The organism is Desulfitobacterium nosdiversum (assembly GCF_049860565.1).
Classification (GTDB): Bacteria; Bacillota; Desulfitobacteriia; order Desulfitobacteriales; family Desulfitobacteriaceae; genus Desulfitobacterium_A; species Desulfitobacterium_A nosdiversum.
The window spans coordinates 2,972,361-2,996,784 of sequence record NZ_CP172056.1 but is presented as its reverse complement, the minus strand read 5'-3'; the positions used below and the strand labels follow the sequence as shown (position 1 = coordinate 2,996,784).

The window sequence follows — 24,424 nt, the reverse complement described above, 5'->3', positions numbered from 1 at the left end:
TGTGCCCAAAAAACGGACAAACTCTCACGGAAGATGGCATGTCTTAGCGATTTTAGCAGGAATTTTAGGCTTTTTAGGACTATTGGGTGAGCTTGAAATGACTGTGATTGGTCGTCTCATCTATGCTTTCCTCAAAAACATTTTTGGTAGTTTGGCTTGGGTTATTCCTTTGTTCTGTTTGTTTTTAGCGATTGGTATTGAGATAAGAATATATATTCTTGCGTCTCATACACAATCTAAAAGATCACGGTCTAAGGGCAGAAAGAAGTATTCACGTAAAAATGATCAAAGAATAAAAGGGAAAACTCAGGATCAAAAAACAAATAAGCTTACTCATACGCATGACCAAGTAAAAACTGGAATTCCGCTTCCAAAAGGGAAATTAGTGGGTCTTCAAGGCTTTGAAGAATACTTTGCTTCAACTGAGGGACCTGAGATTAAAACGGCCGAACCTGCTGCGGCTGAGGATCTCAGTGAACTGGGTAATGATTTCTCTACATATTTCCAAGAAGGGCATAAATTTTCATTTAAGCCGTTAGAAACAAAGATTGTAACGCTTAAAGGCTTTAATAGTTACTTTGATAGTGTTCAAACAGAATGTGAAAAAGAGCTTAAAGAAGAAGTTAAAGATGAACTTAAAGAAAATCTTAAAGAAACATTACATTTTCAAGCAAAACTTCCTGAAAAAAGGGAATGGCTTAGTGCACTGAAGAAAGAGACTGAAACACTTATTCCAGGTCAACTTGCTCATTTAGTTCAGCCTCAATCAATTCCCGATCCGGGTAGCATGCACGAGATTAGTTCGCTAGAGGCAACTGTTCCTTTGAAAAACGAGGAGGAAAGGACTTCACTAAATCAAGTTTCTCTAAATCGAGTTAATGATAATTCGGATAACCTGAGTCTTAATAATATAGAACGCAACGAAGTTAAGGTGAACGACGATAAAGAGAATAAAGATGATATAATCAAAGAGTCAATCTCCCTTGAAAAGGAAATAGACGGAAATAACATTGAAAAAACAGATATAAAACTTCAGGAAATGAAGTTTGAGTCAAAAGCGCAAGAACTGGACCCGGAACAAACATCCTCTGAAATAGTAACAGAAACCCAAGAAGAAGGTTTTAAGGTTCCTTTATCGGATCAACCCAAAACATGGGTTTTGCCTAATTTTGAACTTCTTGATCCAATCCCTGATATTCCAGTAGTCCATGATACGGATACTCAAAAAAAGCTCGAACAAGTTCTAGCAGACTTCGGAGTTCAGGCGAAAGTTGTTCGTGTTACACGTGGGCCTGTTATCACACGATTTGAATTGGCTCCGGCTCCTGGGGTTAAAATAAGCAGAATCGTTCATTTAGCGGACGATATTGCACTGGGTTTGGCAGCTCGAGATGTTAGAATTGAGGCACCGATCCCAGGTAAAGCAGCAATCGGGATAGAAGTGCCTAATAAACATCCACGACCCGTTCCTTTCCGTGAAGTGTTAGAGACACAGCCTTTTCAAGAGAATCCATCGAAACTGAAGACGGCACTTGGAAAGGATATTTCCAATCAGCCTGTAATTGCAGATCTTAAAAAAATGCCGCATATTCTCATTGCCGGGGCAACAGGATCAGGCAAAAGTGTCTGTATTACGTCGTTAATCAATTCGATATTATTTAATGCACGTCCTGAAGAAGTAAAGTTTCTTATGGTCGATCCTAAAATGGTTGAACTTAGTATCTATAATGGAATTCCTCATCTGTTAGCCCCTGTTGTTACGGATCCTAAAAAAGCGGCGGCAGCACTTAAATGGATTGTCAAAGAAATGGAGACCCGTTACGAATTATTTGCAGCAGCGGGAGTACGAGATATTGAACGATATAATCGTCAAAAAAATGCAGAGACGGATCATAAGTCATCCATCCTTCCGTGGATCGTTGTAATCATTGATGAGTTAGCGGATTTAATGATGGTTGCAGCAAATGAAGTTGAGGAAGCTATTTGCCGTTTAGCTCAAATGGCTAGAGCAGCAGGTATCCACTTAGTGATTGCTACACAGCGTCCCTCTGTTGATGTTATAACCGGTGTTATTAAGGCAAACATTCCAAGCCGAGTTTCTTTTGCGGTAAGCTCACAAATTGATTCTCGAACTATCCTTGATGCAACCGGGGCTGAAAAACTTCTAGGGAAGGGAGATATGCTTTATTCACCCCAAGGTTTAAATAAGCCGGTGCGTGTTCAAGGCTGTTTCGTTTCTGATGATGAGGTTCAAAGAGTAATCAGCTATTGGAAGTCTCAGGGCAAACCAGAGTATCTTGATCCTGAAGGATTTTTAGCTGAAACAGAAACGAAGGTTGAAAGTTCCGGCTTTGAAGATGAATTATTTATCGATGCAGGTCGGTTGATTATGAATACAGGCATGGCTTCGGTATCCTTTCTTCAACGAAAATTAAAATTAGGCTATGCACGGGCAGCTCGATTGATAGACCTATTGGAAGAGAATGGCGTTGTTGGAGGATATGAAGGAAGTAAACCTCGACAAATATTGATGACTATGGAAGAATTTGAGGAACGTTTCAGCTAATTTAATTAATGAACGAATTACTTTTAGAGGGTGCCGGATGGCATCCTCTTTTTATGTTTAAGGCAAAACCCTATGGCTATAAAGCATGATAAATAAAGAAATGGGTATAATTCATAAAGACTGCTTATTTAAAATTGAAATACATTGCTAGACTGTGGAGTGGATCTATGTGGTTAAAACGATTCTAAATCACGAAGAATTGCTGGATTATGCTAAAAATATTGCTCAAACTCATCTCCAAGCCGATATTGAGAAAGGTAAAAGCAGGCTGTTTTTGAAAGTTAAAGAAAATACCATGTATCTCCAAAAGGCATATGAAGAGATTAATGATTATATTCAAAAAACATCGGATAGAGTGCCGGCGGCTGAATGGTTTCTTGATAACTACTACCTTCTTAAAGATTTGCGGCAAGATATTAAACAAAATTTACCTCGAAAATATGAACGTGAATTACCCTGTATAACAGAAAACAAATCTAAGAATATTCCGCGCATCTATCTATTAATGGACGAGCTGGTAATTCATACGGATTGTCAGATCTCGAGAGAACTCCTCCGTGATTTTACAAATGCCTATCAGACAGTTTCACCTTTATCAAGTGCTGAATTATGGGCCATTCCAATCATGCTCAGAATCATTTTATTAGAAAATATTCATAATTTAGTGAAGCAGATTATTTTGACACAACACGATCGAGAGGAGGCAGAACACTGGATTGCTCCTTTCCTTAAGATTGATCACTCATCTAAAGATTGGGAAAACCCTTTTAATTTGACAGATCAACCGCGGATTGAATCCTCGGCATACGCGGAACGGTTACTTACCCGTATTCGTGAACTTGGGGTTGATGCCACGCCCTTGCTTCGTAGATTTAACGACCTTTTGACTAAAGAAAATGCGTCAATAGAAAGTCTTGCAAAACTCGAACATCAAAAACAGGCAATGTGCCAAGTTTCTATGGGGCATTTAATTACCAGCATCCGTTTTCTTATTAAAGAAGATTGGCCGCGCTTTTTTGAAGAAATAAGCCCGGTCGAGAAGATATTAGAAGAAGACCCAAGCGGAATATTTATTAAAATGGATTTTGGTTCTCGGGATGAATATCGTCATCAGATTGAAAAACTCGCACGCTCTTACAAGGTCCCAGAAATGATTATCGCTCAAAGGCTTTTGGAACGGGCAAAAAATCGAGCGGATACTGGCGAGATACAGAAAAGTCATATTGGATTTGATCTGTTAGGAGAAGGTAAGGACGATTTTAAAAAAGAGTTCGAGCAAGAATGGAACGGATTTAAACGTGCAGGAAGTTTAATTAAACGTTGGTTGCGTGATAACAGTCATGTCAGCTATTTTACGGGTATAATTTTGCTTTCAGTGATTATGATCTATTTTTTAGCTCCTCTTCTGTTTTTGGGTCAACAAATGCATATCGGAAATTGGATATATGCTGTTTTGATTCTTTTAATTCCAATTTCAGCAGTAAGTATTCCAGTTATAAATTGGATAGTTGCTCGCTCCGTTACTCCTACTTTCTTTCCAAAACTGGAATTAAGAGCAGGGGTTCCGGAAGAACTGCGCACGGCAATTGTAGTGCCGGCACTTTTAACAAGTGCCGAACGAGTAAAGGAACTTATAGGACAACTGGAGATATACTATTTAGCCAATCAAGATTCAAATTTACATTTTGGACTTCTTGGCGATTTTAAGGATGCATCTGAACAAAATCTTGCTGATGATCTTCAAATAATAGAAACTGCAGTTCAGGGGATTGAACAACTGAATCGAAAATATCGAGCTGATGGATTCTTTTTTCTTAATCGTAAAAGACTTTGGAATGATGCAGAAAAGGTCTGGATGGGGTGGGAGCGGAAAAGAGGAAAGCTTGTTGAATTTAATCAATTGTTACTTCAAGAAGGACCGACCAGCTATGATGTTAAAGTAGGTGATCTTGGAAAACTACATCAAATAAAGTATGTGATTACTTTAGATGCAGATACGGAACTGCCTCGAGGAATTGCTAAAAAACTGATTGGCACGTTAGCACACCCTTTACAGCTCCCCCATTTAAATGAAGAAAGAACTCGTGTTGTTGAGGGGTATGGGGTATTGCAGCCTCGTGTTGGAGTCTCCATTTTTTGTGCGCGAGCTTCGGCTTTTTCCTCCATGTTTTCAGGGCAGACGGGAATTGATCCTTACACAACAGCGATATCAGATGTTTATCAAGATGTTTTTCATGAAGGAATTTTTACGGGTAAAGGAATTTATGATGTTGAAATCTTCCATAGGGTAACGGGTAATGTTTTTCCTGAAAACCAAGTATTAAGCCATGATCTTCTTGAAGGGCTTTATGCCAGAGCAGGTCTTGTCACAGATATAGAATTAATTGATGGTTATCCGAGTAAATATCAAACCTATATTAAGCGATTGCACCGCTGGGTGCGCGGGGACTGGCAGATTTTACCCTGGCTGTTTAAAGAGCTTCCATTTATAGCGAAATGGAAGATTTTCGATAATTTACGCCGGAGTCTTGAAGCCCCTAGTCAGGTTTTATTAATTCTTCTGGGCTGTTTTTCTTTGAATACACTGCCTTATTTTTGGCTGGGATTTGTTGGCTTCAGCCTTTTTTTACCCAATTTGCTATCATTACTTAATCGGCTGCTTAATCGAAACAAAAGCAGGGTTTCTTCTGCAGTTAGTTTTCGAGAAATGATTTATCCTTGGATTTTTCAAGTTTCCACACTACTGTATCAAGCCATAATTCAATTGGATGCAATTGTGCGAAGCCTTTTTCGTCAATTCTTATCCCATCAAAATCTTTTGGAATGGGAAACTGCAGCTGATGCCGAACAACGTTCAAACTTCAGTTTAAAAACAACGGTCTATAAAATGTGGTCAGTTTTTGTGGGGCTCGTTTTGATTTTAGGCGGAATTATTTTCGTCAATCCTAATCAAACTCCTGCTATTCTTTCTCTATGCTTTATCTGGGGTATTTCGCCATTTCTGGCTTATACTTTAAGTGTACCCATGAACTTTAGGACAGACAAAATTTCGGAAGAAAACACCCAAGAATTGCGGATTTGGGCACGGAAAATTTGGGCATTCTTTGAAGACTTTGTAACACGTGAAGAGAGCTGGCTTCCTCCTGATAATGTTCAAATTGACCCTCCCAATGGTATTGCTCATCGCACTTCACCTACCAATATCGGACTGGCAATGCTTTCAAATTTAGCGGCATTGGAATTGGGATATCAGACTTTAGATTCAGCATTAACTGGAATCGAAGAGTCTTTGAAAACGTTAGCCAAAATGGATAAATGGAAGGGGCATTTTTATAACTGGTATGACACTTTGACACTTAAACCTCTGCATCCTCAATATATTTCAACCGTAGACAGCGGAAATTTGGCCGTCTATCTTTTAACCTTAAGCCAGGGATTACGCACACTAGAAAAGAAATCCCTTTTTGAACCGATAAAATCAGGTTTAACGGATACGTATCGTTTAGTTCAAGAATATATGGATCAGGAACGGAGCGAACACCGGGACGCTTGGGAAAAAGATTGGGAATCTTTATGTGGAGTTACGTATAGTATTAAATCCTTATACGACCTATTAATTAAATGGGAAAAAGAGCCTCTTGAGGTAGGGAGTAAAGAAGAAGGAAAGTATTGGATCGATCGGTTTAGGAAAATGCTAAGTTCCTTTTCTCAAGAAATTGCATTTTTTTATCCACTTGGGCAAGAAGCTTTTTTTACCCAAACAAATGTTAACGACTTTACGAAGGATAAATCTGAATATTTAAGTCTCAGAGAACTCCTCGAATTTTATGATCAAAAGGCTGCAGAGTTTGGTGACAAAAGCGAAGAAAGGACTATTATTAATCAGCAAATTGAAAAAATAAAAGGAGTTATGCTCAGAATAGCGAGTTTGAGCAAGGAGATAAGAACGCTTGCTCTCGAAACAGATTTTCGGCCACTATACGATCGGAAACAACAACTCTTTTCAATTGGCTATAACGTAGAGGAAGGAACAATTGATAAATCGTATTATGATTTATTAGCTTCTGAAGCTCGGCAAGCAAGTTTCATTGCGATTGCCAAAGGAGATGTTCCGCAATCACACTGGTTTCGGCTGGGGCGTGCTTTAACTCAGGTTAAAGGGCGAAGAAGCTTAGTTTCGTGGAGTGGGACTATGTTTGAATTCATGATGCCGCTCTTGCTGATGAGAAATTATCCAGGCACTTTATTAGATGAGACTTATCGTTCTGTTATCGAAATTCAGCGCCTTTATGGCGCGGAAAAGGGAACCCCTTGGGGAATTTCTGAATCGGGTTATTTTGCTTATGATCCTCAACTGAATTATCAATATAAGGCTTTCGGTGTCCCTGGGTTGGGATTAAAGCGTGGATTAGTTCAAGAATTAGTTATTGCCCCATATGCTACTTTCATGGCTTTGCAGATCGAACCCGAAAAAGCTTTAAGCAACTTACGTCAGATGATTGAAATGGGCTTTGCTTCTCGTTATGGTTTATATGAAGCTGTCGATTTTACGCGCGAACGAGTGACTTTAAAGCAAAAATACCAAATCGTTAAAACTTATATGGCTCATCACCAAGGCATGAGTTTTTTGGCCTTAATGAATGTAATCTTAGATAATCGTATGCAAAACCACTTTCATTCGGATCCATTAGTTCAAGCCACTGAGCTGTTGCTGCAGGAACGTATCCCACGCATTCAAAAAATCGTTCCTCCACCGGAAGTCATGCAAAAATTTAAAGATGATGTTATAAAAAACGATGGCGAAGAACAATTTATCAGCTATACAAGCGCAGATACTCTTATGCCTCTTACTCATTTTGTATCAAATGGTGAGTATTCTGTAATGATGACAAATGCTGGCTCTGGATTCAGCCGCTTTAACGGTCTGGCTGTTTCACGTTGGCGGGAGGATGTAACACGTGATGCCTGGGGAATGTATTTTTATATTAAAAACCTAAACTCTGGGAATTATTGGTCTGCTACGCATCAACCTTGTCAGGATTCGGGTGAAGATTATCGTGTAACGTATGTTCCGGACAGAATCGAGTATTTTCGTAAAGATGGCAACATTACAACAAAGATGGAAGTTGTTGTTTCACCGGAGGATCATGTTGAAACACGGAGGATTGCGTTAACAAATCACAGCCAATATGAACGAGCGATCGAGGTTACAAGTTATTTTGAGGTTGTTCTTCTGCGTCCTCAGGATGAATTAGCACACCCTGCTTTTGCAAATTTATTTATTGAAACTGAATTTGCTCATCAGGCTTTGATTGCTGTACGGCGCCCAAGGAACCCGGAACAAGAACGGAATTGGCTGATGCATGTTGCAGCTTTTGAAGGCCAAGAGGTTTCTAATCTTCAATATGAGACAGATCGAGGGCGTTTTATAGGCCGTGGAGGAAGTATCAAAAATCCTCAGGCTATGGAATTTAATCAACCGCTCTCAAACACGGTTGGAGCTGTACTTGATCCAATTATGAGTTTAAGACAAAGAGTTATTCTGAAACCAGGGCAGACAGCTAAAATATCATTTTCTACAGGAATCGCAGCTACTCGCGAAGCGGTCATTCGCTTAGCCGAAAAATATCGTGAACCGTCTGTAATCGATCGTGTATTTGAATTGTCCTGGATGCAAAGCCAGATGGAGCTGAAACATTTGAATTTGTCTGCAGCACAAGCGAATGATGCTTTAAGTTTAGGCGGTCAAGTTCTGTATTTAAGCCCAGAACGTCGTGACTATGCCGAATATTTATGCAGAAATCGGAAAGGTCAATCCTCATTGTGGACCTATTCGATATCAGGAGATTTACCGATTATCTTAGTTACTCTCAAAGAAATGCAACATCTCGATTTTGTTCGGCAATTCTTAACCATACACGAATATTGGCGGATGAGAGGGCTTTATGTTGACCTCGTTATCTTAAATCAAAATGAAACAGGTTATTTTCAAACGCTTCAGGACATGCTGCGAGATCTTATTTCGATTGGACACGCCCGTGATTTGATCAACCATGCAGGCGGAGTTTTCTTGCTGCAACAAAGCCATATGCCTGAAGAAGATATAATTTTGCTTTATTCTGCGGCAAAAGTCGTTTTCCATGGAGAGGAAGGGTCTTGTGCGGTTCAGCTTCGCAAGAAACGAAAACAAATTGCTCAAGCTGTTTCAGCCACGGAAAAAAGAACAGGTAATTCTTACAACGTTAGCGAAGAGAAAGTTTTACCGGAGACGGATTCACGTTTTGAGGAATCTCAGCTTCTGTATTTCAACGGTTTCGGTGGGTATAATCAAGCGGGTACAGAGTATATTATTTATCTTCGTGATGGAAAAAGGACACCTCTTCCTTGGATCAATGTCATTGCAAATCCTCATTTCGGTTTTCAAGTCTCTGAAAGTGGAGCAGGATATACTTGGTCTGGCAATAGTCGAGAAAATAAATTAACATCATGGTCGAATGATCCGATTCTTGATCCTCCTGGTGAAGCGCTCTTTATTAAAGACCTGCGTACAGGTGCAATATGGAGTTCAACACCTTCTCCAATCCATGATCAGTCGGAATACGAGATTCGTCATGGTCAGGGATATTCTGTTTTTAGACATGAAAGCCATAATCTGAAGCAAGACCTGGTAATGTTCGTTCCGCTTGATAAACCGCTTAAAATTATGAAACTTACTCTAAAAAACCAATCAGATTATGATCGTGAATTGAGTTTAACTTACTATGTCGAATGGGTTATGGGAATCAACCGTCAATTGAGTTCTCCTTTTATTCTAACGGAATATGACCAAGAGCTCTCTGCTCTCTTAGCAAGAAATTCATATCAAGAGGAATTTGCACAAAGAATTGCTTTTATAAGCGGTTTTGGAAGTGATGTTGATGCTTATACAGGTGATCGAACAGAGTTTATAGGACGGAATAGAGATTTAGGACATCCAATTGCTCTGGAGGGAAGTAATTTATCGGGAAATACTGGTGCTGGGTATGATCCTTGTGGAGCTCTGCAGTATAAAATAAGCCTTGCCCCAGAAGAGGAACGAAGTTTCTACTTCTTTCTTGGTGAAGGTGGATGCCTTAAAGAGATTCAGGATTTCTTAAGAGAGTTTAAAAATGAAACTAAAATTGCCGATTCCTTTAATAAGGTTCAAGAATATTGGCAAGAACTGCTAAGCCGAGTAACCATACAGACCCCAGAAAAATCGATGGACTTACTTCTTAACCGATGGTTGCTTTATCAAACGATCGTGTGCCGTCTTTGGGCACGTTCTGCCTTTTATCAGTCAGGTGGGGCTTTTGGTTTCCGTGATCAGCTTCAAGATGTTATGGCGCTCACACTTATCGCTCCGGAAAAGACTCGTGCACAAATTATATTGCATTGTGCGCATCAATTTACGGAAGGCGATGTTCAACATTGGTGGCACGCTGAGAAAAGTAAGGGAATTCGTACGAAATTTTCGGATGATTTATTGTGGCTGCCGTTCGTAACTGCTGATTACATCGAGCATACTCAAGACTATTCTCTGCTTGAGGAGGTTATCCCTTATTTGCAAGATCAACCTCTTGGGGAGAAAGAAGATGAACGTTACTCTATTCCTCAACAGTCAGCAAATTTAGGTACCGTTTATGATCACTGCATTCGGGCAATTGAAAGAAGTTTAAAATTTGGAGACCATGGACTTCCTTTAATTGGATCAGGTGACTGGAATGACGGCTTTAGTCGGATTGGGGTAAAAGGCAAAGGGGAAAGTGTTTGGCTAGGCTGGTTTCTTATTATGATTCTTAAACGCTTTGCCGGCATTTGTGAGAACCATTCAGATCAGGAACGTGCAGAACGGTATAGACAAATTTCAGTGGAGATCAATGAAAATATAGAGAAAAACGCTTGGGATGGCGGCTGGTATAGACGTGCTTTCTTTGACGATGGAACTCCTCTGGGATCGAGCAAAAACATAGAATGTCAAATCGATGCAATTGCTCAATCCTGGGGTGTGATTTCAGAAGCAGCTCGTCCTTCCCGGGTCATCGATTCAATGGCGGCATTGGAAAACTATCTCTGGCGAAAAGAGGAGGGGCTGTTACTCCTTTTAACGCCTCCTTTTAATGAATCAGCAGTTGATCCGGGGTATATTAAAGGATATGTTCCAGGAGTCCGAGAGAATGGCGGTCAGTATACCCATGGAGCAATTTGGTCAGTATTGGCGTTTGCTGCCATGGGTGAAGGAAATAAGGCTTTGCAGTTGTTTAATATGTTAAATCCGATCAATCATGCTCGGACAGCTCAAGAAGTTTCCCGCTATAAAGTTGAGCCTTATGTTATGGCCGCTGATATATATGCTGTTCATCCGCATGTCGGCCGCGGGGGCTGGTCCTGGTACACTGGAGCTGCAGGATGGATGTATCAGGCAGGGTTAGAAGGAATTTTAGGTTTATCAAAACAGGGTCAAAAGTTAAGGATAAGGCCTTGCATACCCGCGCATTGGAAAGGATTTGAAATTGATTATCGCTACGAAACTTCACACTATAAAATTAAAGTTGAAAATTTACATGGAAAAATGACAGGGGTGGAAAGGATTCTGCATGATGGACAATTTATCGAGAAGAATGATATTGATCTAATCGATGACGGAAAAGAACATTTGATACAAGTTATAATGTAAATCGAGTATAAAATGCGGGGAATTAGCGCAAGCTAAATAAAAATATTTTGAGCTGGCTGGGAGGATGTTTTATGGAAAAACTTAAATGCAATGCGGCTAATTGTTTGTATAATTACAATACGATCTGCAGTGCGGATGAAATCAAAGTTCAAGGCGGCGGCACGACGAGCGGAGACGCCACATTTTGCGGCACTTTTAGTACACGTGGACTAGGAAATTATGTTTCTTCAATAACGAATATGAATTATGGCGGCGCAGCAAAACAATTGTTGAGTAATAACAGAATGGAACCGCATGTTCTTTGTGATGCCGTTAATTGTACTTATAACTCAGACCAGATATGCAATGCAAACGGAATTGAAATTTTAAATGATGTTGCTTCTGCGGCTGAACAAACGGAGTGCCAAACTTTTTATCCGCGTTAATTTGCAAATTTATCTTAGGTTATAATGAACACACTAGAATCAGTAATGATTTCTGGTGTGTTTATTATTATAAATGATAAATAATAAACCATATTTTGCGCTTTATTAGTATAACAATTAAAGAGCTGCTAAAATAAAAATAATAGGGAGGGTGGGATCATTGACATTACGTCAAAATACTCTTTTGTTGATATTAATTTTGGCTACGGTAATCCTTAGTTTTTTGTACCTTTGGTTTACCGTTTTCCCCGGAAAAATAGATCCGTGGGCTTTTCAAGTTTTTGGAACTGCTCAAGCAGATAAGGGAAGAGCATACAGCCTTATCCCCCAACTCGCGTATATTTTGAGCTTTTTAACTCAAGTCATCTTTTTAGGCTGGTTTATTTTTTCTGGACAAATTCATAACATTGCAAACGCAGCGATGCGAATTTCCAGAGGAAAAGAATCGATGAGCATTCTCATTGTTTTTATAACAATTTGGTTAATCCTAAAATTATTGAGTTTCCCCTTTAACTTTTTAAGCGATTATTATTGGCAGCATCTTTGGGGGTTGACAAACCAAAGTTTTGGCGCATGGTGGATTGATGATCTGAAAAACTCAATCTTGGATTTAGGACTTAGTTTTCTTGGAGTCATACTGCTTTTTGGGATGTTTAAGCAATGGCCTAAAACATGGTGGATGGTAGGAGCCGCTGTCTTTTCCGGATGGCTTGTTATTCAAACCCTGCTATGGCCGGTGGTTATTTCTCCTTTATTTAATCATTTTACAGAAGTAAGAGATCCCCAAATTATTTCTATGGTTAATGATTTAGCCCAGAATGCAGGGTTACGAATCGATAAGATTTTGGTCATGGATGCAAGCCGAAGAACGAATAAAGCGAATGCCTATTTTACAGGTGTTGGAACAACGCAAAGAATTGTTCTTTATGATACTTTGTTCAAAGACTATGACCAAAATGAAATACAAGCGGTTATCGCTCATGAGATGGCACATTGGAAATACCATCATATTTTAAAAGGATTATTGCTCGGGGTAATTGGAAGTATTCTATTTTGGAAGATTTCGTTCTTGGTTTTAAATTCATTTTTCCCGAGTGGAAAATACTCGCCTGAAGCATGGCCTCTATTTTTATTCCTAATATTTATCGTCAGTTTTCTTAGTAATCCTCTTCAAAATTATGTTTCAAGGCAAATGGAAACTCAAGCAGATATCGAAGCTGTTCAACTCACTAAAGATGTTCAGTCCACGATTCGATTGCAAATCGACCTGGCGACTCGTAACCTTTCAGATGTATCTCCGCCATCTTTTATCGAGTGGTTCGGCTATACTCATCCTCAAGTGCTGACCCGGGTTAAAACAGTTGAGGAATGGGTTAAAAAATAATTGATTTAAAATATTAATCCATGATTTATACTTAAGTAAGATAGTTATAAATAATTTGGAAGATATGAGAGGATGAGGGAGAGTGGCAACTTTTCTAGTCGTTGATTTTGAGTTTTCTGTCCCGCGCTCTTTTGGTAAGCCAAGAGCTTGGTTTCAAGAAATTATTGAGGTCGGTGCAGTACTCGCAGATCAATCGGGTAACCCAACAGACCAAATGTATAGTGCTTTTGTAAAACCGCAGTTTTGGCCGCGCTTAGCAGAGGAAAGCTACGCGATTACAGGAATTCGACAAGAAGATGTAGATGGTGGCGTAGGGTTAGACTCTACCCTTATTCGTCTGCAAGAAATGTCTCCTGACAAAGATACATGGTTAGTTGCTTGGGGAGATTCGGATCGCAAAGTATTAAGCAATAACTGTGAAAAGTATGGTTTGAATTATCCTTTTCAATGGGATCTTTACCTTGATCTAGCCGAAGCGTATAAGAGGTTTCGCCACTTGGATAAAAGAGCTTCATTAAAACGAGCAATCGAAGAAAATGAAATTCCTCAGATTGGCATATTACATTCGGCGCTTGATGATGCCATTAACGCGGCACAGGTTCTTGCTTGGATGATCCGAAACGGCTGGAGCATGGAAAGTCTCGAAATGGAAAATCAAGAAAGCAAGGCTGCAAGCAGTATAAAGAACTCAAACGGCAAAAAACAATACATTTAGAATAAATCGAAGAAGGTTGGCAAAACCTAAAGCGAAAGTGAATAGGAAGCAGGTCAGCGGGTGCGAGGAGCGGAAAATGGATAAGGTTATTATTGTTGAAGGCAAAACAGACCGAGATCAGTTGCTTAAAGTCTTGAATGAATCCGTTGAGATACTTTGCAGCAATGGAACGTTAAGTTATGAAAAACTGGAAGAATGGGCGGAATGGCTGGAAAGTTCAGAGATTTATCTTTTTGTTGATGCCGATGACTCGGGTAATAAACTGCGAAAACGAATTACCCAAGAGATCCCGGATGTTCAACATCTTTATACTCATAAAATGTATCGTGAAATAGCTACCACTCCCTTGGATGTTTTAGCCGAGATATTAGAACACGCTCATTTTGAGGTAAAAAAGCCCTGATTTCTATATTGGACATTAAAAACTCGGCATAGTCCGAGTTTTTTGCTTGTGGATTGTCAAAGCAGATTTTTTTCGGAAAGAGAGGATATTTTAAGAAACGGATCGAAATTAAAAATCAATATTTGATTACTGCGAATAATTCTAGTATATAAGCAAGGATAGGTAAGACATAGGACATGAAAGTATCTGTACGTGATTTAGTCGAATTTGAACTTCGATCGGGAGATTTAGTATGGGCAGCAAATGGGCATTCTCGTACATTAGAAGGAATGAAGGCCCATCAATTTATCCAGAAGAGGTATGGACAGGAATATCAACCTGAAGTTCGTCTTAGCTATTTATATGAGCAGGATGGAATGAATATTGAAATTCATGGACGTGCGGATGGTATTATTCAAGAGGATACAGGGTTCTGTATCGACGAAATAAAGTCAACAACACGAGACCTCGATCTGCTTGATGAAATGTTTAGTGAGATCCATTGGGCTCAAGCGAAATGTTATGCTTTTATTTATGCTGCTCAGACAGACCTTAAAGCCATAGATGTTCAATTGACTTACTATAATCTTGATAATGGGGAAACGCGAATTCTTAGACATACATATACATTTGAAGAGCTTAAGGAATTTTTCATTAGTTTAGTTGGAAGTTATCTCCGATGGGCTGAGAATATACAGACATGGAAAGAAAATAGAGATGAAAGCATACATAACTTGGTATTTCCATATCGTTCCTATAGAGCAGGACAAAGGGAACTAATAATCGCAACTTATAAAACAATAGAGCAAGGGAAGAAACTTTTTGTTCAAGCTCCAACGGGAATCGGAAAAACAATTGCGACTCTCTTCCCGGGACTTAAAGCGTTGTTCAGTGGATTAATATCTCAAATCTTTTACTTAACGGCTAAAACAATAACTCGGACAGTTGCGGAAAAAGCGCTTATTGAATTGCAAAATCAAGGGCTAAGGATTAAGAGGCTCACTCTAACAGCCAAAGATAAGATTTGCTTTCAGCCGGAAGATCCTTGTGATCCTGAGAAATGCATTTATGCGAAGGGCTACTATGATCGTGTCCGGTTAGGAATAGCGGATATTTTTGAACACGATATATGGACTCGTTCTGAGATCGAGGAATATGCAAGAAAATATTCTATTTGCCCATTCGAGTTTTCGCTTGATTTAAGCCCCTGGGCAGATATAGTCATATGTGATTATAATTATGTCTTTGATCCGCGGGTCTATTTGCGCCATCTTTTTCTTGAAGGAGGAGATTATCTTTTCTTAATCGACGAGGCGCATAACCTAGTCGATCGAGCCAGAGAAATGTTTTCGGCCGAACTTATGAAGAAACCTTTTCTGGAACTTAAGAAAGAAGTTAAAGGCAGTTATCCTCAGTTAGCGAAAAGAATGCAAAAAGTCAATCTTCAGATGGGTAAGCTAAAAAAAGAACGGATGGAGGACTTTCAAAAGAACTCCCCCGACGTCCTTTACCCAAGTCTGCATCAATTTATTCAAGAGGCAGAACGGTTTTTAAAGGAGGAAAAAGATGCTCCGTGGAAAGACAAGCTTCTTGATTTGTATTTTCAAGTTCAGGGTTTTATACGGGCATCGGAGTATTACGATGAGCGTTATGTAACACTTTATAAGGAAAGCAAAGAAAATTTTAATGTTAAACTATATTGCCTTGATCCCTCAAGGCTTTTAGCTGAGGCGTTTAAAAGAGGGAGGGCAGCTATCCTTTTTTCAGCAACATTAAGTCCAATTGAATACTTTATGAAAATCCTTGGGGCGGAAGAATCTGCTTATAAATTAAAATTAAAATCTCCCTTCGACGAGAAAAAACTTTGTCTAATGATGCACACAGGAATATCTACGCGTTACACTCAGAGGGAGACAAGCTATGATCCTCTTGCCGAGGTTATTTCAACAGTTGTAAATTCAAGAAAAGGGAATTACCTTATTTTTTTTCCTTCTTATGACTATCTTCTTCGGGTCTATGATCGATTTGACAGCCAAAATCAAGGGGTTCGAACCCTTGTTCAAACACCGGGGATGAGCGAAGCTGAAAGAGAGGCTTTTCTGGCCCAGTTTCAAAAAGACCCTGATGAATCTTTAGTAGGCTTTGCTTTGATGGGTGGAATCTTTGGAGAAGGAATTGACTTAAAAGGAAGCCGGCTTTCCGGTGCAATAATTGTGGGTGTAGGTTTGCCGCAACTGTGTTTAGAACGCGAAATGATTCGTTCATATTTTCAGTCAACCTTAAACCAAGGTTTTGAATTTGCCTATATGTATCCGGGATTAAATAAAGTTTTTCAGGCTGTTGGACGCGTAATACGTACGGAAGAGGATCGGGGAATTGTAATGTTGATTGATGAACGGTTTGGTCATTTAAGCTATATTCGGCTTTTTCCTCCGGAGTGGAAAAATATTCTTAGCATATCTAAGCTTCCAGAAATACAAGAGGTTATCCAGTCCTTTTGGAGGTAGGTTCTTATCTTTAAACAGTACTTGACAAGAAAGTATAAACATGGTAAGTTGACTGCATTATTAGAATAATATAAATAGGAATACTTGGATTAGAAGCTTTCTGTTTAAAAACTTTAAAAGCAGAGGAATAAGGAAGAACGTTTATTGAGAAGGAGTTGTCCTTGTGGAATCGTCAAGGTTAATGGGTTCGGTTGAAAGGTTTTTGATTACATACAGGCTTTTTGGTAATGAAGAAGAAGTCTTTGCTAAAGCAAAAGACATTTGTATTGAGCAAACGATAGAGTTTCCCGAAGAATACATTCCCCATGAATTTATTAAAGAGCATATTGTCGGACGCATTAAATCTATAGAAGCAAGTAATGATCATAGTTTTTTGGCAATTATTAGCTATCCTGTGGATGCTGCGGCTCAAGAACTCACACAACTGCTGAACGTCATTTTTGGAAATATTAGTATTAAACCCGGAATCCGGGTTGAACATATTGAACTTCCTGCGAAATTACTGAATCAATTTAAAGGTCCGCGTTTTGGAGTAGAAGGATTAAGAAAATTGCTCGGTGTTGAAAAACGTCCTCTCCTTTTTACCGCGTTGAAACCAATGGGGCTTACCTCTAAGGAATTAGCTAAATTAGCATATCAATTCGCTTTAGGTGGAATTGACATTATAAAAGATGATCACGGGCTTTCTAACCAAACATTTTCCCCTTTTGAAGAACGCGTTGAATTATGCGCTGAGGCAGTGCATAAAGCAAATAAGGAAACAGGGAATCATGCAATATATGTAGCCAATATTACTGCTTCTGCAGGCGAAGTAAGGAAAAGGGCAGAGTTTGCAAAGATGGCTGGCGCTGAAGGAGTACTTATTTCCCCAGGCTTAACGGGCTGGGACATGATGAGAGAAATCGCAGAAGACGAGGCTATTGCTTTACCGGTAATATGTCATCCAGCTTTCTTAGGCAGTTTTGTCATGGGTGAGGGCGGTATTTCTCACCATGCATTGTTTGGGCAAATGGTTCGGCTTGCTGGAGCCGATGCTACAATTTATCCTAATTTTGGAGGGCGGTTCTCTTTTTCGCGTGCCGAATGTGAAGGGATAGTGGGAGCCACGCATTATCCTATGGGTCATTTAAAACCGATTCTTCCTTGTCCGGCAGGAGGAATGAGTTTAGCTAATATCCCCGAGGCGTATCAATTTTATGGTAAAGATGTTGCATTTCTGATTGGCGGAGGACTTTTTAAGAAAGGGCCTAATTTAATTGATAATAGTCGGTATTTTAGTGAATTAGTTGAAAGTTTAACCCAAGAATAGTAAATATAAAAAGGCATCCGACCTGGTTAGGAGAATTAACCGATCGAATGCCGTTACTTTCTAAATCACAATTGGGTTACCTAATATCTAATAAATGCTGCGACCTCTGGATTTTGGCGAAGGATATTTAATTCATCTTCGGAGGGAAGATGTGGACGATCACGGTCTACATTAACCAGACATAAAAATCCTAAGAATGTCCCTTTAGTAGCCCTAAATTGGTGCCAAGTCTTGGAGGGGATGGTTATTACATCCTTTTCATGAACAGGATAGATTTGATCACCTAAAAGTGCTTCTCCTTCACCCCTAAAAATAATAACGAGGTGGGAATGGTTATGATTTTCTAAGGTCGAGTGTCCATTTGGGGCAATTTCGAAATAACGGAGTTGACAAGGTATGTCGCTTAGTCCTTCGGAAAAAACCCTTCGAGTAATATTCTTAAAATGAGTTCCGTTTTCTTTATAGTTGAGAATAGGAATGTTCTCCCAATCAAAATTCCCTAGATGTTTAATTAACATATGATTTAGGCTCCTTTGCTTTTTACTAAGATTTCCATTAGATAATAGACCCAATATGAGCCAATCGTCAATATGTATCTTTCTAAATGTTTGTCTAAAATCAGTATTCAAAAAAAACAAAAATAATATTAGTACATAAATGACGCCTGTTTGACAAAGGTAATTATTAATATTATCATGTATTATACCGATAAGAATGCTTAAGCTTGGAGTGGTTATCTTTGAAGATATCAACAAAAGGTAGATATGGTTTAAGAGCCTTGCTTGATTTAGCGGTTCATTCTAATGGAGAACATGTCGCTTTATCAAATATAGCCGAAAGACAAGATATTTCTGAGAACTACCTTGAGCAGGTGTTTTCAACACTGCGTAAAGCAGGAATAATCAAGAGTGTTAAAGGAGCTCAGGGTGGATATATTCTTGCAGATAGAACGTCGAATATAAAAGTTGGGAAAATCCTTCGTGTTTTGGAAGGAGATTTATCTGTAGTTCAAGAAAATGATGACCTTCCGGATAATTATTATGAGAGCATTCAATATTGCTTAAAGTTAAATGTATGGGATAAATTAAATGAAAGCATCAATACTATGGTGGATTCGATAACGCTTGAGGATCTGGTTCAAGCTTATAAATCTATGGGCAATGAACTTGGGGATATGTATTACATTTGATAGAGAATTATATAAAAATAGAAAAGTATTAAAGATGGTTCGACTTTACGTCAAACCATCTTTAATTTATTACTACATTTTCAAATTTTATAGCTAAATGTTCGATTTCCACTAAAAGAAGATTTAAATTTTGATTATGGCTTCGTATTAAACGATTGCGCCATTTTGTAAAGTAGGTTTTAAGATTGTATTTTTCAATTAAGATTGGAGCGTTTTGCATAATGTATTGTTCAAGATCGTTAATCTCCCATAGAGCATTTTCGAGATCACCTTTATGAATAAGATCATAAATTATTCGAAGTGCATTTGAGATAGTTTCCAATTGACGTAATCCTCCACACCTTGGTCTATACAAATGAGATAGGGTGAACTTTCCCACTATACTACAAGAAATATGATTTCCTGTCAATCTGTATTCACATGATTTGGAGAGTATAGCCATGGAATCTCAAATGGATTTATCTTTAGGCACTATGTTTCTGAGCATGAACTTGAGTGTAAGATCCTTTTTTGATAAAATTAAGCGGTTTACCGAGAGGCAGAATTTCACGGCCATAAAAATTCTTGAAAAATATTGCTCCTGAGGCATAGAAACCAACGAGTGAAATAATAAATTCTGACCAACCGGCAAGTTTAGCTAATACCGTTACAGGCCCTATATTAAATGATACAGCCGCAAGAGAGAAAAATAGTACATCGATGAGAAGTAACATTGCAATAAAAGGAATGTTTACTTCGAAAGAAGCAATCGTAATAAAAAGTGAAAATATTAGGTAACCCACAAAAACTACCCCTAACATCTTAGGGTCAACTGCAGCTTTCATGCCGGGGCCAAACATCCCGTTAATAGTAGCCCATGAAAGAGCCATGCCTACCCAGAAAAAACCATAAGCTCCTAATACTGTTCCGCCAAATACATTGCCTTTTTTAAAGTCAATGTTTGCAGCCATAATTTGAACTATACCCCCCATTAATGCTGCCCAAACAAAAAGCAAACCAGTTGCTTTAGAATCAGTAAAGCCCAATTTTGCAGATGAAGCAACGAAGCATACAAGCGCTAAACCTAAGACACCAAACGCAGTAGGATCGGCGCCAGTATAACTGATTTTTATTTCTTGTGTATTCATTTAATGTGCCCCCTTTTAATAAATCATTATAATTAGTTATGTTTTAGCTTGATTTTGTTGATTCCCCCTTCCAATGAAAATGAAAAGCTTAAATTTTAATTTAATGTATTCAAATAATAACATAATAAGACTGAAATTGTATATAAAATTTAAATAATTTTTAATATTAAAAAAATAAAGACATAGTTCATACCTCCTGTTTCTTATGACCAAAATATAAGAAGTAGATACTTATTTTTGTTAAATTTAAATATTTTTCACTTGCAGTCCCAAGAGAACTGAAAATCATCATATTCATCATTAAATAGCATATCATCTAATTCTAATTATGATATAATGATTACATAGTAAATATTTTAATTAGAAAAAGGGGATGCAAAGTGAGTCAAGAAATTTTGTTAGAGAGCGGAACTAATGAGCTTGAAATAGTAATATTTGCAATTGGTGATGGCACATTCGGGATAAATGTAGCTAAGGTAGAGTGTATTATTACGGCTCAAGATGTAACAAGAGTGCCAAATTCAAACTCTAATATAAAAGGGATTATTAACTATAGAGGACGAGTGATTCCCGTACTTGATTTAATTAAGATATTAAATTTAAACTGCAGTAAGCCAACAAGTGAAAGGTTATTCATACTTATAAATATTAATAATAGTGACTTCGCCGTTGAGGTAAGTTCGGTCAAGAGCATAAAAAGACTATCCTGGAGTGAGATTGAGAAACCTTCAAATGTCATATTATCACAAAATAATACTCCAATAACAGGAATAGTTAAAACAGAAAAAGATGGGATTATACTTATGCTGGATTTCGAAAAATTGTTAGCAGATATTGATCCATCTTTGGCAATGAATACATCAAAGGTTTTTGATGGTTTAGAAGGAAAGAAAATAGTAATCGTTGAAGATTCACCATTTCTAATAAAGGTTGTAAATGAGTCTTTTATTAAGGCTGGGGCAGTTGTGGAGAAATTCGAAAATGGCAAACTAGCTCTTGATTATTTAAAGAACTGTACAGTTTCAGATATACATTGTGTTATAACCGACATAGAGATGCCAGTAATGGACGGGTTATCGCTGACAAAATACATCAAATCTGATGCTAAATTAAAACAAATTCCTGTTATCATATTCTCTTCTATCGTTAATGATGGGCTTAAACATAAAGGTGAAAGCGTTGGAGCAGATGCACAGATTACAAAGCCAGAAATTGATAAGCTTGTGGAATTAACCAAGAAAATAAAATCCAAGGTGAACTAGAAAAGTTCAAAGAGGATAAGAAACTCCAAAAACTGAGAATACGAAAGCACCAAAATCGGACATCATATAATGCCTGATTTTGGTGCTTTTTCAGTTGAGGAGAGCAGAGCGGTTCATATTAAATTTTAAACATAACTTTTAACAGGACATGTTTCTATGAATTTATGTCTCCATAACATTAAACGAGCAAAAGAACATTGACAGGGGTTGCCTATAAAACAGCTCTTGTTAATAATACAGGACTAAGTAAGATGAGTGAAAATGATATTTATCTAAAGGTTTTTTTGATTTAAATAATTACTTATTAATAATTTGGGGACACTAAATTTGAAAAACCATTATGATTGGAGAGAAGGATATGCCCTGGGATAACCGAAGATTAATCCATAAATATATTGTGAGTAATCAAACAGAAATAATAGTCTCAGACGAAGGCGATTACTATAACATTATTTTCCCAGTTAATAAAGATGAGGCATTGCTTACGTTTATCGATAAAGAAATGTCCCCCGATGACACGTGTTGGTATCCTGAGTACGGAATTATTTTTATTGATAAAAATGGTAGAAAAATAAAATATTATGAGCAAGATGGACTGGGTTATCCCAATAAGCCTTGGAGTAGCTGGATTGATTTTAAAAAAAGCTTTACCGATGACGAAGAAAAAGCTGTGTTTAAATTTCATGACAAACTTAATGATTTTGAACAGTTTAAAAAAGAACTGAAGCAAATAGCAACTTCAAATAATAGCGACTAAAATTTTAGTCTAAATTTCTATAATATGTTAAAACAGAAAATGCTAGTTGTTAACCATTTAATTGTTACTTCCCTTATAAAGCTTAAAGGTTAATGTATCATCTTCTAAAAAACTACGAATCAGAAGGTAATCACTGGTGTTGTTTTTAAATTTAAAATCTAAGTCAGGCCAAGCAACAGTGGCATCCTGACCAGAAGGAACATAGCTAATAGGTAAGGAGTGAGGGTGCCTTTCCAGGATTTCTAAATGAGCAAGCAGTGCGGCATTATAAAGTGTGGACGACACTTGGCATATTCCTCCTCCAAGCCCTGGAGTAAAAACATCCCCTTCGATGATCAGCGCTTCTTTATACCCCTTTTCAGCCGTTCGCTCACCAATACTCTTATTAAACGAGAACAGCTCTCCGGGGGCTAACCGTTTTCCATCAAGTGCTTTAGCAGCAAGACGAATATTTTCCGTACGATTGATTAGACCCGAATCAAAATAAGTCGTGTACTCCGCAATGGGCAGCGGTTCTTTAACCGTCAGCATTAGTTTAACCGTTTTACCGTATCCGTCGACAACTCCTTCAAAAACACTTGTCCCTATATGGCTTGTATCAATCGATGTTGCATTCCACTGAACAGGAACTTCGATTATATCACTATTATAAAGCCTCGCTTGTACCTTTAAGGGTAAGGAATAGGTTTCATCTTGCGTAACTGATGCCGTTAGATCGGGAATAAAGCAAAGATTCGTTTCCTGTACTTTTCCTGATATCAAATCATTTGCGTTTTTAACCAGTTCATCACTGATAACTCCACTGCCCCCAAAAGAAACAATGTTGGGACTTAAGTGGTTAGCATAAAGATTCGACAAGTAATGCGCGACAGATTTGGGTAAACTCGGCAACGATGGATCAATGAAAAGAATGGGATCTCCTGTTTTGGCTGCCACGATACTTCCTGCCAAAGCATCTGCAAAACCGTAACCTGTCGCTAAATATACCGTTAACGGTTTCGGGACAAAAGTTTCGGCAATGTTTGTATTCGTGTCAAACCGCGATTGTCCTGACAAGCGTTCAATATGCACTTGTGGTAGCAAATTCCTGATTTCGGATAGCACATTTTCAGAAATGGCTCCGACCCCACCCGTTATGTACAGTTGTGCTGGTTTTTCTTTCAGCAAAAAGGTTTTAACTTCTTGGGGGAGTGTATCATGAGTCGATAATAAAATTGGCCAGCCTTTATTCGCCGCAAAGCTCGAGATACTTAAAGCATCCGGATATTGTTCTCCAGAGGAAATCACGATGGCAGAACCCGTTGTTTCTTCAATAGACGTCCCTTGCGATGTCACTTGAGGTGTCTCCACTTGCTTAATAATTGTATCAGCGATCAGACATGATGTTTCATATCTGTCCTTACCAGCTATCCGTACAAGCTTTACAAATCCCAAATCTTTAAGTTTCGTTTCAAAATCCGGGCCGATAACTCCGGCTCCACCAATGATATAGACTGTTCCCGTGGTATCAAGATGCTGTTCGAGATACGTGAATGATTCCTTCGAGCTCTCAACCGTCGAATTGACCAAGAGAATCGGGGCTTCTTTTTGATGGGCTAGGACACTTGCCGATAAAGCATCGGCAAAATCATTGCCTGTGGTAAGAATCACATTCTTCACTTTTCCTTGAGCATAATACTCCGAGATCACCTTAGCCGTCTCATAGCGAGTCAATCCTGCGAGCCTATCAATAATCACTTGGGATGCATTTGTGGGCTCATTTATTGAATCGTTCGTGGGGGAATTAGAATGAAGATCGTCTGCAAAAGCAGGAGATGTTATAAAAAGACCGGCCGATAATATTAAAATAGGGATCAACCTTTTCTTCATCTCATATTTCACTCCTCCAATAAGTCTATGGATAATTTTCACATATTCCATTATCGCACTCTTGAGAAGTGAAGTCTGTCGAAAAGGAATATCCAACACTTCTTTTTAGTTACAAGAAATTTCTCCAACTGGTGACCTATGAATTACGAGTAATTCGAGTAAATCTTATATAAAGCTTAATATTATTCCTAAGCCCTGTTTATTTGAAACAGAGTCCGTATTGCTCATATCTAAGGC

General features: G+C 38.4%; 15 protein-coding genes. 11 read left to right on the top strand and 4 right to left on the bottom strand.

Going from position 1 to position 24,424, the window contains the following annotated elements; translation table 11 throughout:
* The first annotated feature begins 1 nt into the window (after position 1).
* The 8 genes from ACHOLT_RS14355 (at position 2) to ACHOLT_RS14320 (ending at position 17,983) form a co-directional block, all read left to right on the top strand.
* Complete coding sequence (locus ACHOLT_RS14355; protein WP_425801936.1) at positions 2 to 2,566, top strand: DNA translocase FtsK; 2,565 nt, start codon at positions 2 to 4, stop codon at positions 2,564 to 2,566.
* A gap of 169 nt (positions 2,567 to 2,735) precedes the next feature.
* Positions 2,736 to 11,261: a GH36-type glycosyl hydrolase domain-containing protein gene (locus tag ACHOLT_RS14350; protein WP_425801934.1), complete on the top strand. Its 8,526-nt coding sequence runs from the start codon at positions 2,736 to 2,738 to the stop codon at positions 11,259 to 11,261.
* A 71-nt stretch (positions 11,262 to 11,332) separates the two neighbouring features.
* Positions 11,333 to 11,686, top strand: a complete 354-nt coding sequence (locus ACHOLT_RS14345; RefSeq protein WP_425801931.1) for a DUF1540 domain-containing protein — start codon at positions 11,333 to 11,335, stop codon at positions 11,684 to 11,686.
* Between the two features lie 160 nt (positions 11,687 to 11,846).
* Positions 11,847 to 13,070: a M48 family metallopeptidase gene (locus tag ACHOLT_RS14340; protein WP_425801928.1), complete on the top strand. Its 1,224-nt coding sequence runs from the start codon at positions 11,847 to 11,849 to the stop codon at positions 13,068 to 13,070.
* A gap of 82 nt (positions 13,071 to 13,152) precedes the next feature.
* Positions 13,153 to 13,785, top strand: coding sequence for a 3'-5' exonuclease KapD (gene kapD / locus ACHOLT_RS14335; RefSeq protein WP_425801925.1), 633 nt, complete (start codon positions 13,153 to 13,155; stop codon positions 13,783 to 13,785).
* 76 nt (positions 13,786 to 13,861) lie between these two features.
* Positions 13,862 to 14,188: a toprim domain-containing protein gene (locus tag ACHOLT_RS14330; RefSeq protein ID WP_425801923.1), complete on the top strand. Its 327-nt coding sequence runs from the start codon at positions 13,862 to 13,864 to the stop codon at positions 14,186 to 14,188.
* 176 nt (positions 14,189 to 14,364) lie between these two features.
* Positions 14,365 to 16,674: an ATP-dependent DNA helicase gene (locus tag ACHOLT_RS14325; RefSeq protein ID WP_425801920.1), complete on the top strand. Its 2,310-nt coding sequence runs from the start codon at positions 14,365 to 14,367 to the stop codon at positions 16,672 to 16,674.
* A gap of 163 nt (positions 16,675 to 16,837) precedes the next feature.
* Complete coding sequence (locus ACHOLT_RS14320) at positions 16,838 to 17,983, top strand: RuBisCO large subunit C-terminal-like domain-containing protein (protein WP_425801918.1); 1,146 nt, start codon at positions 16,838 to 16,840, stop codon at positions 17,981 to 17,983.
* An 80-nt stretch (positions 17,984 to 18,063) separates the two neighbouring features.
* On the opposite strand, the gene ACHOLT_RS14315 is transcribed toward ACHOLT_RS14320, so the two are convergent.
* Positions 18,064 to 18,501 (bottom strand): cupin domain-containing protein, encoded by a 438-nt coding sequence (locus ACHOLT_RS14315; RefSeq protein ID WP_425801915.1) that lies wholly within the window; start codon positions 18,499 to 18,501, stop codon positions 18,064 to 18,066.
* Between the two features lie 221 nt (positions 18,502 to 18,722).
* Here ACHOLT_RS14315 and ACHOLT_RS14310 point away from each other — a divergent pair, with 221 nt between their 5' ends.
* Entirely contained in the window at positions 18,723 to 19,172 is a 450-nt protein-coding gene (locus ACHOLT_RS14310; protein ID WP_425801912.1) for an RrF2 family transcriptional regulator, read from the top strand.
* A gap of 61 nt (positions 19,173 to 19,233) precedes the next feature.
* On the opposite strand, the gene ACHOLT_RS14305 is transcribed toward ACHOLT_RS14310, so the two are convergent.
* Both ACHOLT_RS14305 and ACHOLT_RS14300 read right to left on the bottom strand, forming a co-directional pair.
* Positions 19,234 to 19,494 (bottom strand): hypothetical protein, encoded by a 261-nt coding sequence (locus tag ACHOLT_RS14305; RefSeq protein ID WP_425801910.1) that lies wholly within the window; start codon positions 19,492 to 19,494, stop codon positions 19,234 to 19,236.
* Between the two features lie 142 nt (positions 19,495 to 19,636).
* Positions 19,637 to 20,299 (bottom strand): acetate uptake transporter, encoded by a 663-nt coding sequence (locus ACHOLT_RS14300; RefSeq protein ID WP_425801908.1) that lies wholly within the window; start codon positions 20,297 to 20,299, stop codon positions 19,637 to 19,639.
* A 380-nt stretch (positions 20,300 to 20,679) separates the two neighbouring features.
* Here ACHOLT_RS14300 and ACHOLT_RS14295 point away from each other — a divergent pair, with 380 nt between their 5' ends.
* Together ACHOLT_RS14295 and ACHOLT_RS14290 are read left to right on the top strand one after the other, a co-directional pair.
* A complete protein-coding gene (locus tag ACHOLT_RS14295) occupies positions 20,680 to 21,561 on the top strand; it encodes a chemotaxis protein CheV (protein ID WP_425801905.1) in 882 nt (293 codons plus the stop codon).
* Between the two features lie 358 nt (positions 21,562 to 21,919).
* The gene (locus ACHOLT_RS14290) at positions 21,920 to 22,318 is read left to right on the top strand and encodes a hypothetical protein (RefSeq protein WP_425801902.1); all 399 of its coding nucleotides are present in this window, start codon (positions 21,920 to 21,922) and stop codon (positions 22,316 to 22,318) included.
* A gap of 57 nt (positions 22,319 to 22,375) precedes the next feature.
* On the opposite strand, the gene ACHOLT_RS14285 is transcribed toward ACHOLT_RS14290, so the two are convergent.
* Entirely contained in the window at positions 22,376 to 24,187 is a 1,812-nt protein-coding gene (locus ACHOLT_RS14285) for a cell wall-binding repeat-containing protein (protein WP_425801899.1), read from the bottom strand.
* Positions 24,188 to 24,424 lie beyond the last annotated feature (237 nt).